The following is a 13,283-nucleotide window of genomic DNA, read 5'->3' as shown; positions in this document are numbered from 1 at the left end:
ATTACGGCATCAAGTCCATCCTTGAGCTTCAATTGGAAGGTGGTGGATTGGACCTGAAATACAGGGGTCATGACTTCACCGCCCCGGAGGTCATGCCGTCTATGAACTGACGCTGCAGCAGCACGAAGATCACGACGATCGGCAGGACGATGGTGACGGCTGCGGCGAGCATCTCGCCCCAGTCGGTCGAGTACTGGCCTGTAAGATTGTAGAAGCGGACGATCGCGGTGACGTTGCTGTCGTTCTGCAGGAACGTCACGGCGATGACGAACTCATTCCAGGCGTTTAATCCGACAATGATCGCAACCGTGAGCAGCCCCGGCCGCATCATCGGCAGGATCACGTAGAAGAATGTCTGCCATGGCTTTGCGCCGTCAACCTGGGCGGCTTCCTCCAGCGCCACGGGAATCGCCAGCGCATAAGTGCGCAAGAGGAAAATCGCGAATGGCGAGAACATCGCGGTGTAGATCAGCGCCACGGCGGGAATCGAATTGACGAGGCCGAGCTTGGCGAAGATGAAGTAGAGCGGATAGAGGTAGAGCTGCACGGGCACGGTGATTGTGGCCATGAAGTAGAAGGTCATGAAGCGCCAGAATTTTCCCTTCTGCCGTGCCAGAACGTAGGCGCAGGGCGTCGCGGTGACGCAGACCATCACGATGGTCAGGATCGCGACCTCGGCGCTGTGCAGCAGGCTCGGGCCGAGCTGGGCGTTGCGCCAGGCCGAGGAGAAATTCTCCCAGTGCAGCTGTGTCGGCAGCGCCAGCGGATTGCTGCCGATCTCGACCGTCGTCTTCAGCGCGTTCATCACGGCGAGCACGATCGGCAGCAGCGAGCTGAACGATGCAACGCCGATCAGCCCCAGGGCGAACGTCCTGCTCCAGCGGTCTCCGATCATGTCGATTGCGCGTCGTCGGTGATCTGGAGCCAGAGATAGACGGCGGTGGCGCAGAGGCCGAACAGGCTCATGACGCAGGCCGCCGCCGCGGCCTGGCCGACATCGCCCTCGAAGAAGGCGTGGCGGTAGGCAAACGTCGCCAGCACCTCGCTGCCATAGGCGGGGCCGCCGCGGGTGATGATGAAGATGAACTCGAACACTTGGAACGACCAGATCACGGTCAGGATCAGCATGAGCGTCAGTGTCGGGCGGATGCCCGGAATCAGCACGTAGCGGAACAGCGCGAAGAAGCCGGCGCCGTCGAGCCGCGCCGCCTCGATCTGATCGACGGAGATCTGCCGCATCGCCGACAGGAACACGACCGCAAGGAAGCCCCACCAGTGCCAGATGTCGACGGCCGCGACCGCATAAAGCGAACGATCGGGATCGGCGAGGGGATCGGAGATCGAAAATCCATGCTCGTTCAGCCAGGCAACGATGCCGGTGGCCGGGCTGAAGATCATGCCCTGGAAAATGCGTCCGGTGACGGCGACTGCGATGATGCGCGGCAGGAAGATGATGGACTGCACGACGATGCGCGCCTTCGGCGCCATCAACAGTGCGGCCGCCATGACAAGCGCGAGGCAGACCGGCACGGTGAGGAAGATCGCAGTCCAGATGAAGTTGTTGGTCAGCGCCGACCAGAACACGGGATCGGCGACCATGTTCTGAAAATTGGCCAGTCCCGCCCAAACAGGCGTGCCGACGCCATCCCAGATGAAGAACGCCGCCGTGAATGTCAGCACGGCGGGCACCAGGATGATGCAGATATTGATCAGCAGCGCCGGAAGCGCGAACAGCCACATTGTGGGATCAGGCCGTCCGCGGCGGCAGCGGCGGAACCTTGCCTTCCCTGGCTTCCTGGCTGAACAGCGTCTGCATCCGCGTCAGGTAGGCATCCGGCGTGATCTTGTTGAGCCAGACCTGCTCGATACCCTCGATGAGGTAGGAGTTGGTCGCGCCCGGCCAGAACGTCCAGGTCGTGAAGCCGTATTGCCCCTTGCTGAAGGCCTCGTGCAGATTCGCGATGGTCTTCTCGAACAGGGGATAGCCGATGCCGCTCAGCATCTCAGGCGGCAGGTCCTTGACGGGGAGGGCCCATTTGCCGGGCCAGTCGCGGTTCATGGTCTCGTAGAACTTGCGGGTCAGCATGAACTCGAACACGGCAGCAGCGCCTTCGGCATTCTGCGAGGTCTTTGCGATCGACAGCGTCGCGCCGCAGGCCAGATGCACCAGTGACCCCGAGAAGGCCGAGCCGAGCGTCGGCGTCGGCGCCACGTCCATGACCGTATCGGGCTTCGACATGCCGTAGGACTTGGTGCCGAACGACCAGGTGCCGCTGAACGCCATCGCTGCCTTGCTGTTCACGACCTGCAGGAAGCTCTGCTCGATCGTCAGCGAGAAGTAGTTCTTGCCGAAATAGCCCTTGTTGTACCAGGCCTTCGACAGTTCGACCGCTTCGACGAAGGGCGGTGCCGTCCAGGGAAGCTCGCCTGCGAGCGCCTTGCGGACGTTGTCGGGGCCGGCGACGTTGTTGAAGAACACCGTCATCAGCCATTCGTTGACGCCCTTCCAGTCGGCATTGCCGGCGCCGAAGGGGATGATGCCCTTGGCCAGCGCGGCGTCGGCGACCTCTTCCATCTCCTTGCGGTTGGTCGGCAGCTTCCAGCCGTTCTGCTTGAACAGCTCCTTGTTGTAGAACAAATGCATCGACTCGTAGTCGCGTGGCAGCGCGTAGAGCTTGCCGCCATAGACGCTGGTGTTGAGCAGCGGCGCGAGGAAGCGCTCCTTCCACTTGTACTTCTCAGCGAAATCGTCGAGCGGCAGGACCTGGCCGGCATTCGCGATCGCGGTGAGATAGGCAGGGCCCGCGGTCTGCACGATGTCAGGGCCGTTGCCGGCAACGAGAGCGACCTTCAGGAGGTTGTTGACCGCCGCGCCCTTCACCTCGAGCTGAAGCAGATACTTGTCCTGCGAGGCGTTGAAGGCCTCGACCAGATCGTTGCGCAACGCGGCTTGGCCGTCCGAATTCGCCTGGCCGAACCAGAACGTCACGACCTTGCGTCCGTCCTGGGCAGTGGCGCCGCGCGGCAGGCCCGCGGCAAGGGCCGCAACGGGAATGGAGGCAACGAGCTGGCGTCGGGTCATGGTCATGGGATGAAACCTCGGTTTCCTCGAACACTGGTGACAATTGTTGATTTGTCTTAGTAATACGTATAACTAAGCGAAATGGCGACGTCAATAACGAGGACGAAGCGGGGGAAAGGGCGCGACATAGCGGCGCCGTCCCGTCCCACGCAGAAGGATATTGCGCTCGCGGCCGGCGTTTCGCAGGCCGCGGTGTCGCTCGTCCTGAACAAGGCTGAGACGCCCTCCGTCCCGCCGGCGACGCGCACGCGCATCCTCGAAGTCGCGCAAGAACTGGGCTATCGGCCGAACCATCCGGCGCGGATGCTGCGCAGCGCGCGGACCATGACCTTCGCCTGCGTCATTCCCGACATTACCAACCCGTTCTATCCCGGCCTCGTGCGCGGCTTGCAGACGGTCGCGGCGCCGGCCGGTTACGACGTGCTGATCTTCGATACCGACGGCCGTCCGGAAGGCGAGGTGCGCGCCGTCGAATGGCTGTTGCAGGGGCGCGCCGACGGCGTCGTCGCGACCTTTTTTCATCTGCGCGCTTCGCAGCTCGCGGTGCTCTCACGGAACGGAATTCCGCTGGTACGGCTGGAGAGTCAGCACAAGCCGGATGGGCCTCTTGCGATCGACAGCGTCTATATCGACAATGTCGAGGCCGCAGCCGAGATGACGCGTTTCTTGATCGCGCGCGGGCATCGCCGCATCGCGATGATTCAGGCCGAATTCGGCCCGAGCCAACGCCGAGCACAGGGTTACGGTGCGGTGATGCGGGACGCAGGTCTGTCGCCCGATTTCATCACCGATAGCGCATATTCCGAGGAATCCGGCGCTCGCGCGATGAAGCGGCTGCTCGAGCGAAAAGAGCGCCCGACTGCCGTGTTCGGCGCCAGCGATGTGCTGGCGCTTGGCGCGATGGAGGCGGCGCGCATTGCCGGGCTCTCGATTCCCAACGATATAGCGATCGCCGGCTTCGACGACATTCCGGTCGCAAAGCTGCTCGGCCTCACCACGGTGCGGCAGCCGGAATTCGACCTCGGCGCGCTCGCGGCGAGGACGCTGGTAAGGCGGCTGCTGCCGGGCGGGCTCGAGGCGCCGGGCAAGAGCCATGAGCTGAAGTTCGAGATCATGAAACGCACGTCGGCCTGAACGGGCGAAGCATGAACGTGGGAGTGAAACAATGACCTTTATTCCTCATGATTACGCGGAGCGCGTCTATGCCGGCGTGCTTGGCAAGCTCATCGGGGTCTATCTCGGCCGTCCCTTCGAGGGCTGGACTTATGAGCGGATCATGAAGGAACTCGGGCCGATCAACTATTACGTTAACGAGCGTAGGGATGTCGCGCTGCGATCTCATCATCTCGTCGTCACCGACGACGACGTCTCTGGCACCTTCGCGTTTCCGCGCGCGCTTGCGGACAATGGTTATCCCAAGCGCCTGACCGCAAAGCAGGTCGGCGAGGCGTGGCTGAACTACATCGTCGAGGAGCGCGCCGTCCTTTGGTGGGGCGGCATCGGCAATTCCACCGAGCACACAGCTTATCTCCGCCTGAAATCCGGCATTCCCGCGCCACAGAGCGGCTCGATCGAGTTGAACGGGACGACCGTGGCCGAGCAGATCGGCGCGCAGATCTTCATCGACGGATGGGCGATGGTGAGCCCCGGCAATCCGGAGCAGGCTGCCTATCTCGCCGACCAGGCCGGGCGCGTCAGCCATGATGGCGAATCCGTGCATGCGGCAAAGCTGCTCGCAGCGATGGAAGCACAGGCTTTCGTCGAACGCGACGTGCAGAAGCTGATCGATGTCGGCCTTGGTTTCGTGCCAAAGGACGCGCTGATCCGCCGCGTCGTGAACGATGTCCGCGACTGGCACGCCGGCGACAACAGCAACGACTGGGAGCGAACCCGGGCGTTGATCGCTGATCGCTACGGCTACGACAAGTTTCCCGGCAATTGCCACGTCGTTCCGAACCACGCGCTGATCATCCTGGCGACGCTCTACGGCGCGAACAGTTTCCAGGAGGCGATGCGCATTGCCAACACGGCCGGCTGGGATACCGACTGCAACGCGGGAAATGTCGGCTGCCTGTTCGGCATCCGCTCCGGCCTTGCCGGGCTCGATGCCGGGCCGGATTTCCGCACCCCCATCGCCGACCGCATGTACATCTCGACCGCTGATGGCGGTGCCGCCATCACTGATGCGGTGATCGAGACGCAGTCGTTGGTTGCGGCGGGATTGGCGCTCGCCGGTGCGCCGGCACTTGCCGCCGCCAAGAACGGTGCGCGTTTCAACTTCAACTTCCCCGGCAGCCTGCAAGGCTTCCATTCCAAAGGCAGTTCGCCGGCCCGGCTGCACGAGGTCGAACTCAGCAACGTCGTCGGCCACAGCCGGACCGGCGAGCGCAGCCTCGCGATCGACTTCCGCCGCCTCGCGCCAGGCCGGGTCGCACGAGTAGCCAGTCCCACCTTCTTCGACAAGGAGGTGTTTACGATGCCTATCTATCAGCTCGTGGCCTGTCCAACGCTGTATTCGGGGCAGCGTGTCGAGTGCCGGCTTGAGTCGGAGCTGAATGGCGGCGCGGTCACCGCGCGGCTTTTTGCCAGCATCTATGACGAGAGGGACGAGCTCGTGCAGATTCATGCCGACGCGCAGGTACTTGCCGACGGCTCCCAAGCCGTACTGGTGTGGCAGGTGCCGGAGACGCACGCATATCCAATCTTCGAAATCGGCATCGAGATCGAGGCGCTTGATCCGCTCGGCGTCGACGGCACACTCTACCTGGACTACCTGACCTGGTCCGGCGCGCCGGATACGGTGCTGAAGCGGCCGGACAGCAACCTCAGCACGATGTGGAAGCACGCCTGGGTCAACAATGTCAGCCAGTTCCAGACACGATGGGAGGGGCTGCGCGTCACCAATGGTAACGGTCTCGGCTTTATCGCACAGGGCTCGCGCGACTGGAGGGACTATAGAGTGACCTCGGAGATTACGCCGCTGCTGGCGAACGCGTGGGGTCTCGCCGCCCGCGTTCAGGGTCGTGAGCGGTATTATGCAGTCATGTTCGATCGCGTCGAGGGTGGCCGTGTGCAACTGGTCAAGCGTGTGCACGACGAGATCGTGCTCGCCAGCGAGCCATTCGCTTGGCAACTCGACCGCAAATACAAAGTTGAGCTGCGCGTGGCCGGCACGTGTATCGAGACGCATGTCGACGGCAAGAAGATGTTCACCGTTAGAGACACTGGCGAACTGCCGCTCACCGGCGGAGCGGTCGCGCTTCTCGTTGAGAGCGGTTCGATCTCGACTGCAGAAGTACGCGTTTCCTCGAATGCGATGCTCGCAAGCTAGTGTCCTGAACCAGAAGTTCGCAACATTGCTCCGTCTTCTGCCGCGGCATTGTATCGGCAGAAGCGCCCGCTGGAAGCAAGGATGTCATCAGCGGACTTGGTCCATCGGAATGGTTTCGGATCGGCATCGTGTCGTTCGATGAACGAGGTGATATCCGCCCTGAGGGCAGCGACACTGCGATAGACGCCGCGCGGGGACAATCAGGGGCAACGCGCACCAAAGCGCGAGAGCAGCTGTGATCGCCGGCCGGAGCGATCCTGCTTGTCGGATGCCCGCTGTCGACTGAATGATTTCGCTCAGCGCGATCCACAGTGCAGGTGCAAGCTGTCGTCCTCGACATCGCCAAAGCCCTGGTCTTTTTGACAACTGCGAACTGGGCGGTTAAATTCCGAACTAATGTTCGGTAGTCGAACAAGTAGCAAGATGAGAGATGGGATGATGGATTCACGTGGCCATGGCGCCGGCGGCCCGAACCGCAGCGAGTCCATCAGGGCGCCCGATACGATTTACACCAACGGCAAGTTCCTCAAGGTTGACCCGCTGTTCAGCGTGGCGAGCGCGGTCGCCGTGCGAGACGGCCGCTTCGTCGCGGTCGGCAAGATCGATGAAATATCTGCGCTCGCGGGCCCGAACACGGTCGTTATTGATTTGGACGGTCGAACCGTCCTTCCGGGCCTGATCGATACCCATGCTCATGTCGAGCAGGCCGGATTGATGAAGTACACGGTGCAGCTGAACGACGTCACCACGGTCGAGCAGGCATTGGTCCGTATCGGGGAACACGCTGGCAGATTGCCCAAGGGGAAATGGGTGCGCGGTGCACAATGGCACCCGGTCTCGCAATTGGCCGAAAAGCGCTTCTTGACGCGCGAGGAGCTCGATCGGGCGGCCCCCCACAATCCGGTGTGCTTGCCGATTGGCCACTTCACTCTCGTCAACTCGGAGGCATTGGCCCTCGCGAAAATAACGAAGGACACGCCTGATCCGGATGGCGGGATCATCCATCGCGACAAATCGACCGGCGAGCCGAACGGTACATTGGAGGAGGCCGCGGAGGACCTTGTTCACGCCCTTCTGCCCGAATGGTCGGACGAGGATCGCGATGAGCAGATGAAGTTCGCGATGCGATACTTCAATCAATTTGGGCTGACCTCCGCAATTAGCGCGGCAGTCGATCCCGCAACTTTCCGCGCCCATCAACGAGTCCGGCAAGCCGGACAGGCGTCTTTGCGCATCAGCGCCATGTACGCGCCGACGGGCGGCCTCAATCCCAGCATGACGATCGAAGAATGGGAGCTGTTCTTCTCTCGCATCGGCGCAGCTTCAGACTTCGGCGACGATTGGTTGAGCTATTCCGGCGTCAAGCTTCAGATCGACGGCGGGATGACATTGCGAACAGCCGCGATGCGGGACGGTTACCCCGACGATCGCGAATACAAGGGGACCATCGTTATCGAGCCGTCCAGGTTCAATGCCCTGGTTGCAGCGGCCAATCGCTATGGCTGGCGCGTCGGCGTCCACGCCGTTGGGGACGCCGCCATCGACCGTGTCTTGGACGCCTACGAGCTCGCGAATGCTGAGAGATCCATCAAGGGACGGCGCTTTATCGTCATCCATGGCAGTCTTATGCGACCAGATCAAATGCAGCGTGCCAAGAAATTGGACGTGCGTGTCGACGCGCAGACCTCGTTCCTCTGGGACAAGGCGGCTGTCGTGGCAAAATTTCTCGGCAAAGATACCGCCGACCGGGCCTTCCCCATGCGAACCATGATCGACGTCATGGGCTTGAAGTTGATTGGGCAAGGTACCGACTATCCGATCAACCTCCTAAATCCATTCGTCAACATGTATGTCATGGTGACCCGCCGCGACAAGAATGGCGACGTGTATGGAGAAGGCGAACGGATCAGCCGGAAGGAAGCTATCCAGCTCTACACGAGCGCAGCATCTCGATATTCATTTTCAGAGAACAAAGTCGGATCAATAGAACCGGGCAAGTATGCCGATATGGTTGTTCTGTCCGACGATATCATGACGGTCCCGGAAGAAAGCATCAAGGACATCACGGCTGTACGGACCATCGTTGAGGGGCGAACGGTCTACGACGGTGAGCTCATCTCATGAGCGCGACCTAAAAACGAGAACAACGTCATGCCGCACTTGGTGATCGAATATTCGAAAGGGGCGCTCGCTCGCGACGACGTAACAGGCTTGATGGAGGCGCTCTTTGAAGCCGCTTGGCGAACGGGGATCATGAAGGCGGAGGACGTCAAGGTGCGGGCGTGCGTCTACGACGATTTCCTGGTTGCTGGGAAGCGTGACAGCTTCGTGCATCTGTCGGTCTACCTGCTCGAAGGTCGATCGCCCGACCAGAAGGTTGAGCTGAGTACGAGCCTTCGACGGACGATGACAGAGCGATGCCCTGATGTGGTCAGTATAAGCGTGGATGTCCGTGACATGGACCCGGTCGCCTACAAGAAACGGCTGAAATGACGGGTGCTCGCCGAAAGGCGGCAGCTTCTCAGACGAGCAGGGGCTGCGCGGCGACGGACATCTCCTTGAGGAGAGGCAGGAAGCGATCGATCATCTCACCGGTCGTGATGCGATCGACATGAGCGCCAATATTTGCGGCTGCGATGACGGCGCCATCGTAGCGGCGAATTGGCACCGATATGGAGCGAAAGCCCTCCTCAGCTTCCTGATCGACAAGGCTATACCCTTTGGTGCGGTCGGCAATGATTGTCGCAATTACTGCCGATTTGTCGAGCAGCGTCGACTGGGTCTGAGCCGCCAGCTTCATGCCGTCGACCGTTCTCGTCAGCTCGTCGTTTGCCAATCTGCCCAGCAGAACGCGTCCCACTGACGTGCAGAAAGCCGGCAGCCGATATCCTATGTCCAGTCCGGTCGAAAATACCCGCGCCGGACTCGAACGGGCGATGAAAACGACCTCTTCGCCATCAAGGATCGCAAGGGAGCAGACCTCCTTGGCCTTGCCGGCGACCTCGTCCATCAACGGCTGCATCACGGTGCTGATTTGGTTCGACGTCAAATAGGCCGAAGCCAAAAGCAGCACCCTGGGCGTTAGCGAGAACAACCGCTCGTCGCTCACGACGAATCCGGATTTTACGAGGGTCATCAGGATTCGGCGCACCGTCGCCCGCGGAAGATTCGCGCTCTTGGACAGGTCGCTGAGGGTCATTGGGCGGCGATCGATGCCAAAGGACTGTATCACGCGAAGACCCCGATCCAGGGTCTCGATGAACTCGCTTCCCTCCCGCGCCTTTTCCTCTTCTTCCGTACGCTTCAGCCTCGGCATTTTATTGGGCGGTCCCTGTCGGTAGCCTCTCGAAAGCGAGAACCATCACAAATGCGCGGGTCAGGCGCCAGCCTTGTCTGCGGCTGTCACCAGGGATTTGAGGTCAAAGGAAGCGTCTGCGGCCTGCTCCGGTGCAGGGGAGATCCCCGCGGCAATCAGGCGTCGGGCTGCCATTTGCTCGCCTGGCCGGTTGACGCTGTCCACCGCGACCAATCGGCCCTGGCGATAATAGAAGACCGAGAACCTTCCTTCGTCGACCGAACCTCGGACCGCCTGCCGATGATACTGTCCGGCCAGCCCGACGATCTGCAGCTTGACGTCATATTGGTCGGACCAGAACCTCGGCACACTCTCATAGGGCGCGGGAGCGCCGGCAATCGCCAGTCCAGCTGCCTTCGCTTGATCCTGGGCGTTTTGCACCGATTCCAGTCTGACCCAGCTTTCGCAAAAGCGGTTGAAGTGGTTGGCGCAGTCACCGGCCGCGAAAATGTCCGATGTTTCGGATTGTCCGTGCTCGTCAACAACAATTCCATTCGTGCATCTGAGCCCCGCCGAGCGCGCGATCTCGTCGTTGGCGACACCGCCAATCCCCACCAGCACCAGGTCGGCGCGGACACTGGCACCGTTGCCGAGCACGACAGCGGAAACTTTTCGATCGTTTCCTTTGAAGGAGGTAACCGTTTCGTCGAGCATCACGTCGACGCCAGCCCGCAAATGCGTATCGAGAAGAAAGGTCGACAAGATCGGCGAGACCGCACGCTCAAGCAGGCGGCTGCTCGCTTCTACGACGGTGACTTTCTTGCCCAGCTTTGCCGCGGAGGCCGCAACTTCCAGCCCTATAAAGCCGCCCCCGACGATGACGATCTCCGCGGCATCGGCCAGCCGTGCTTTCAGGTCGATCGCATCGGTCACCGAACGCAGATAGAAAATTCCATCGAAGTCCGCGCCCTCAACCGCGATGCGCCGCGCGCGCGAGCCTGTGGCGATGAGGAGCTTTTCAAACTCCAGAGCGTTGTCGCCGGCCAGCGTGACCTGTCGCGCCCGCAAGTCAAGCAGCGTGGCGCGCTGCCCAAGAACGAGATTGATCTGCTTGCCTTCGAAGAAAGTCTCGTCACGCAAGATCAGATTTTGCTCGCTGATGCGCCCGAGCAGGAAGTCCTTGGATAGCGGCGGCCTCTGATACGGCAACCACTCTTCGTCGCACACAATGGTGATGGGCTGACAATAGCCGGCGTCACGAGCAGTGAGAGCGGCTTGAACCCCGGCATAGGAGGCACCGATGATGACCAGCCCCGTCATGACTGCCTCGCCGGCACATGGACCACCAGCTCGTCGAGAGGGGTCAGCACCTTCAGCTGGCAACTCAGCCGACTGTTCGGCTTTCGCTCTCCCGAGACGGCGGACAGCAACTCGAGCTCTTCTTCGCTCGGCTGAGGGAGAGAGCTTGTTTGTTCTTCATCGACGTAGACGTGGCAGGTCGCGCAATCGAGGCAGCCGCCGCATTCGCCGTCGATACCGGGAATACCGTTGCGAACGGCCGCGAGCATCACGCTCAGGTCGCGTCCGACCTCGATGGATTTTTCGCTGCGGTCCTGCTGGACAAATCTCACTCGCGGCATCCGACCTCCGTTCTCTGTATCTGTTCGGTCTAAGAACATAAGTTCGTTAAACGGTTATACCAATTCCTGCGAGCTCCTCAACATCGATCCGGTTGCCCGTCTGCGGTTCCCTTAGGCACAGTTTGCGGAAATATTTTGCTTGCTCGCTCGTCACATTGGAGTCATTCTGAAAGAAATCGAACCGTTGTTCGACTACCGAACAAATAGGAAGAGCGCAATGAAGCTGACGACGGCGATCGTGGGCGTGGTGCTGACATCAAGCGCGGCGTTTGCCCAGCAGCAGGAGACCAATGCTCCCTCGCTTGCCTTGATCAACGGCAAGATTCTCACCATGGACGGTCAGTCAAAGGTTGCGGAAGCGCTTGCCGTTCGCGACGGAAAAATCTTGGCCGTGGGAGACACGGCGACGATCAAGGTGTTGGCCGGAAATCGCACCCGCACGATCGACTTGCAGGGCAAGACTGTCGTTCCCGGGCTGATCGACACGCACGCGCATTTCAGGGCCGCCGGTCTGTCCGACTACGTCGTGAATATGAGCGGCGCCAAGACTGTTGCGGATGCCCTCGCAAGCATCAAGCAGTTCGTGGCGAAGAAGAAGCCGGGCGAGTGGATCATCGGAAGCGCCTGGCATCCCCCGTCACAGCTCGCGGAAAAGCGCTACCTGACACGTCAGGAGATCGATGGAGTCGCGCCGAACAATCCGGTCTATCTCCGGACCGTTGGCCACTTCTCGATGGCCAATTCGATGGCGCTCGAGAAGGCCGGCGTAACCAAGGCCACCCCAAACCCAAGCGGCGGATCGTTTGAGCGCGACAGTGCCGGCGAGCTGACCGGCGTTCTGGTCGAGACGGCGATCGAAAACGTCGAAAAGGCCGTTCCGGAGTGGACAGCGGACGACGAGTTTCGCCAATTCAAGCTTGCGGAAGCTGTGCTGAACTCGTTCGGGATCACCAGCGCCGTGGAAGGGGCCACTTCGCCCAGGGACATCGCGGCCCTGCAGCGAGTGGCGCAGGCCGGTGAAGCAACGCTACGGGTCGGCCTCATGTGGCGCCCGGAGCCTCCCGCCGAGAACGCGGCCTGGGAGGCCATCATGCGCGGCAACGGCGCCTCGTCGGGCTTTGGCGATGACTGGCTGAAGTTCGCCGGGATCAAGATCCTTTACGATGGCGGCATGACGCTCAAGACGGCGCTCATGCGCGAGGCCTATCCAGACTCGCATGATGACTATCACGGCATTGCCCAGCAATCGCCGCAACGTCTCAAGGAGTTGGTGTCCATCTGCAATCGCTACAATTGGCGCGTGGGTGTCCATGCCGTCGGCGACAAGGGCATCGACCAGGTCCTTGATGCCTTCGAAGCGGCCGACAAGGAAAAATCGATCAAGGATCGGCGTTTCGTCCTGATCCATGGCAGCTTGATCGTGCCCGAGCAAATGGAGCGCGCGAAGCGCCTCGGTGTCAGAGTCGACTTCCAGAACGTGTTCATGTGGGACAAGGCCGCCACCGTCGAGCGCTTCCTGGGTGCAGCGGTCGCCAATCGGGCTGTGCCCACGAAGACTCTCATCGAGAAGGTGGGGCTGAACAGCCTCGGCGCCGGCACCGACTTCCCGGTGAACACGATCAATCCCTTCATCAACATGTACATCATGGTGACCCGCAAGGATCCCGCCGGACGCGTCTATGGAGCGAACGAAGCCGTCAGCCGCGAGCAGGCGCTGCGCCTCTATACCAGCGCGGCATCGCACTACATGTTCGAAGAGAACGAGAAGGGGACGATCGAGGCCGGAAAACTCGCGGATCTGACCGCGTTGTCGGCGGACTTCATGACGGTCCCCGAGGAACAGATCAAAGACATCAAAGCCGATCTGACGATTGTCGGCGGCAAGATCGTGTTTCAGCGTTAGTCAGCGTCCCGATAGCCGGAGGACGCATCTCG

The 13,283-nt window shown here is 61.2% G+C and carries 11 protein-coding genes and 1 pseudogene; 5 read left to right on the top strand and 7 right to left on the bottom strand.

Annotated elements, in window-relative coordinates; translation table 11 throughout:
* Positions 1-67 precede the first annotated feature (67 nt).
* The 3 genes from XH96_RS26680 to XH96_RS26670 are packed head-to-tail and all read right to left on the bottom strand — an operon-like array spanning position 68 to position 3,088.
* On the bottom strand, positions 68-895 hold the full coding sequence (locus XH96_RS26680) for a carbohydrate ABC transporter permease (protein WP_194388389.1): 828 nt from the start codon (positions 893-895) through the stop codon (positions 68-70).
* Positions 892-1,740, bottom strand: coding sequence for a carbohydrate ABC transporter permease (locus tag XH96_RS26675; RefSeq protein WP_194388388.1), 849 nt, complete (start codon positions 1,738-1,740; stop codon positions 892-894). Before XH96_RS26675 ends, XH96_RS26680 begins: the two co-directional genes overlap by 4 nt.
* A gap of 7 nt (positions 1,741-1,747) precedes the next feature.
* Entirely contained in the window at positions 1,748-3,088 is a 1,341-nt protein-coding gene (locus XH96_RS26670; protein ID WP_194388387.1) for an ABC transporter substrate-binding protein, read from the bottom strand.
* A gap of 186 nt (positions 3,089-3,274) precedes the next feature.
* On the opposite strand from XH96_RS26670, the gene XH96_RS26665 reads away from it, so the two are divergent.
* Together XH96_RS26665 and XH96_RS26660 are read left to right on the top strand one after the other, a co-directional pair.
* On the top strand, positions 3,275-4,216 hold the full coding sequence (locus XH96_RS26665) for a LacI family DNA-binding transcriptional regulator (RefSeq protein WP_194388386.1): 942 nt from the start codon (positions 3,275-3,277) through the stop codon (positions 4,214-4,216).
* A 31-nt stretch (positions 4,217-4,247) separates the two neighbouring features.
* Positions 4,248-6,413, top strand: a complete 2,166-nt coding sequence (locus XH96_RS26660; protein ID WP_194388385.1) for an ADP-ribosylglycohydrolase family protein — start codon at positions 4,248-4,250, stop codon at positions 6,411-6,413.
* Here XH96_RS26660 and XH96_RS39245 read toward each other — a convergent pair.
* Positions 6,410-6,604 (bottom strand): annotated as a pseudogene (locus XH96_RS39245) (IS630 family transposase); the annotation flags it as partial. The gene XH96_RS26660 and the pseudogene XH96_RS39245 sit on opposite strands and share 4 nt — an antisense overlap.
* Before the next feature lie 244 nt (positions 6,605-6,848).
* On the opposite strand from XH96_RS39245, the gene XH96_RS26655 reads away from it, so the two are divergent.
* Positions 6,849-8,537, top strand: coding sequence for an amidohydrolase (locus XH96_RS26655; protein WP_246789757.1), 1,689 nt, complete (start codon positions 6,849-6,851; stop codon positions 8,535-8,537).
* Between the two features lie 27 nt (positions 8,538-8,564).
* A complete protein-coding gene (locus tag XH96_RS26650; RefSeq protein ID WP_194388384.1) occupies positions 8,565-8,906 on the top strand; it encodes a 5-carboxymethyl-2-hydroxymuconate Delta-isomerase in 342 nt (113 codons plus the stop codon).
* Between the two features lie 28 nt (positions 8,907-8,934).
* Here the strand turns inward: XH96_RS26650 and XH96_RS26645 are convergent, their stop codons facing one another.
* The 3 genes from XH96_RS26645 to XH96_RS26635 are packed head-to-tail and all read right to left on the bottom strand — an operon-like array spanning position 8,935 to position 11,348.
* Entirely contained in the window at positions 8,935-9,729 is a 795-nt protein-coding gene (locus tag XH96_RS26645; RefSeq protein WP_194388383.1) for an IclR family transcriptional regulator C-terminal domain-containing protein, read from the bottom strand.
* A 60-nt stretch (positions 9,730-9,789) separates the two neighbouring features.
* Entirely contained in the window at positions 9,790-11,028 is a 1,239-nt protein-coding gene (locus tag XH96_RS26640) for an NAD(P)/FAD-dependent oxidoreductase (protein WP_194388382.1), read from the bottom strand.
* A complete protein-coding gene (locus XH96_RS26635; RefSeq protein ID WP_194388381.1) occupies positions 11,025-11,348 on the bottom strand; it encodes a 2Fe-2S iron-sulfur cluster-binding protein in 324 nt (107 codons plus the stop codon). Before XH96_RS26635 ends, XH96_RS26640 begins: the two co-directional genes overlap by 4 nt.
* A 217-nt stretch (positions 11,349-11,565) precedes the next feature.
* Here XH96_RS26635 and XH96_RS26630 point away from each other — a divergent pair, with 217 nt between their 5' ends.
* Complete coding sequence (locus tag XH96_RS26630) at positions 11,566-13,251, top strand: amidohydrolase (RefSeq protein WP_194388380.1); 1,686 nt, start codon at positions 11,566-11,568, stop codon at positions 13,249-13,251.
* Positions 13,252-13,283 lie beyond the last annotated feature (32 nt).

Origin of the sequence: Bradyrhizobium sp. CCBAU 51765, assembly GCF_015291725.1 — a bacterium.
Lineage (GTDB): Bacteria > Pseudomonadota > Alphaproteobacteria > Rhizobiales > Xanthobacteraceae > Bradyrhizobium > Bradyrhizobium liaoningense.
This window is presented reverse-complemented; position numbering and strand designations above follow the sequence as displayed.

Excerpts from the sequence above, each read along its gene's own strand:
- XH96_RS26680 (WP_194388389.1), bottom strand. The coding sequence starts at position 895 with ATGATCGGAGACCGCTGGAGCAGGACGTTCGCCCTGGGGCTGATCGGC.
- XH96_RS26675 (WP_194388388.1), bottom strand. The coding sequence starts at position 1,740 with ATGTGGCTGTTCGCGCTTCCGGCGCTGCTGATCAATATCTGCATCATC.
- XH96_RS26670 (WP_194388387.1), bottom strand. The coding sequence starts at position 3,088 with ATGACCATGACCCGACGCCAGCTCGTTGCCTCCATTCCCGTTGCGGCC.
- XH96_RS26660 (WP_194388385.1), top strand. The coding sequence starts at position 4,248 with ATGACCTTTATTCCTCATGATTACGCGGAGCGCGTCTATGCCGGCGTG.
- XH96_RS26655 (WP_246789757.1), top strand. The coding sequence starts at position 6,849 with ATGATGGATTCACGTGGCCATGGCGCCGGCGGCCCGAACCGCAGCGAG.
- XH96_RS26650 (WP_194388384.1), top strand. The coding sequence starts at position 8,565 with ATGCCGCACTTGGTGATCGAATATTCGAAAGGGGCGCTCGCTCGCGAC.
- XH96_RS26645 (WP_194388383.1), bottom strand. The coding sequence starts at position 9,729 with ATGCCGAGGCTGAAGCGTACGGAAGAAGAGGAAAAGGCGCGGGAGGGA.
- XH96_RS26640 (WP_194388382.1), bottom strand. The coding sequence starts at position 11,028 with ATGACGGGGCTGGTCATCATCGGTGCCTCCTATGCCGGGGTTCAAGCC.
- XH96_RS26635 (WP_194388381.1), bottom strand. The coding sequence starts at position 11,348 with ATGCCGCGAGTGAGATTTGTCCAGCAGGACCGCAGCGAAAAATCCATC.
- XH96_RS26630 (WP_194388380.1), top strand. The coding sequence starts at position 11,566 with ATGAAGCTGACGACGGCGATCGTGGGCGTGGTGCTGACATCAAGCGCG.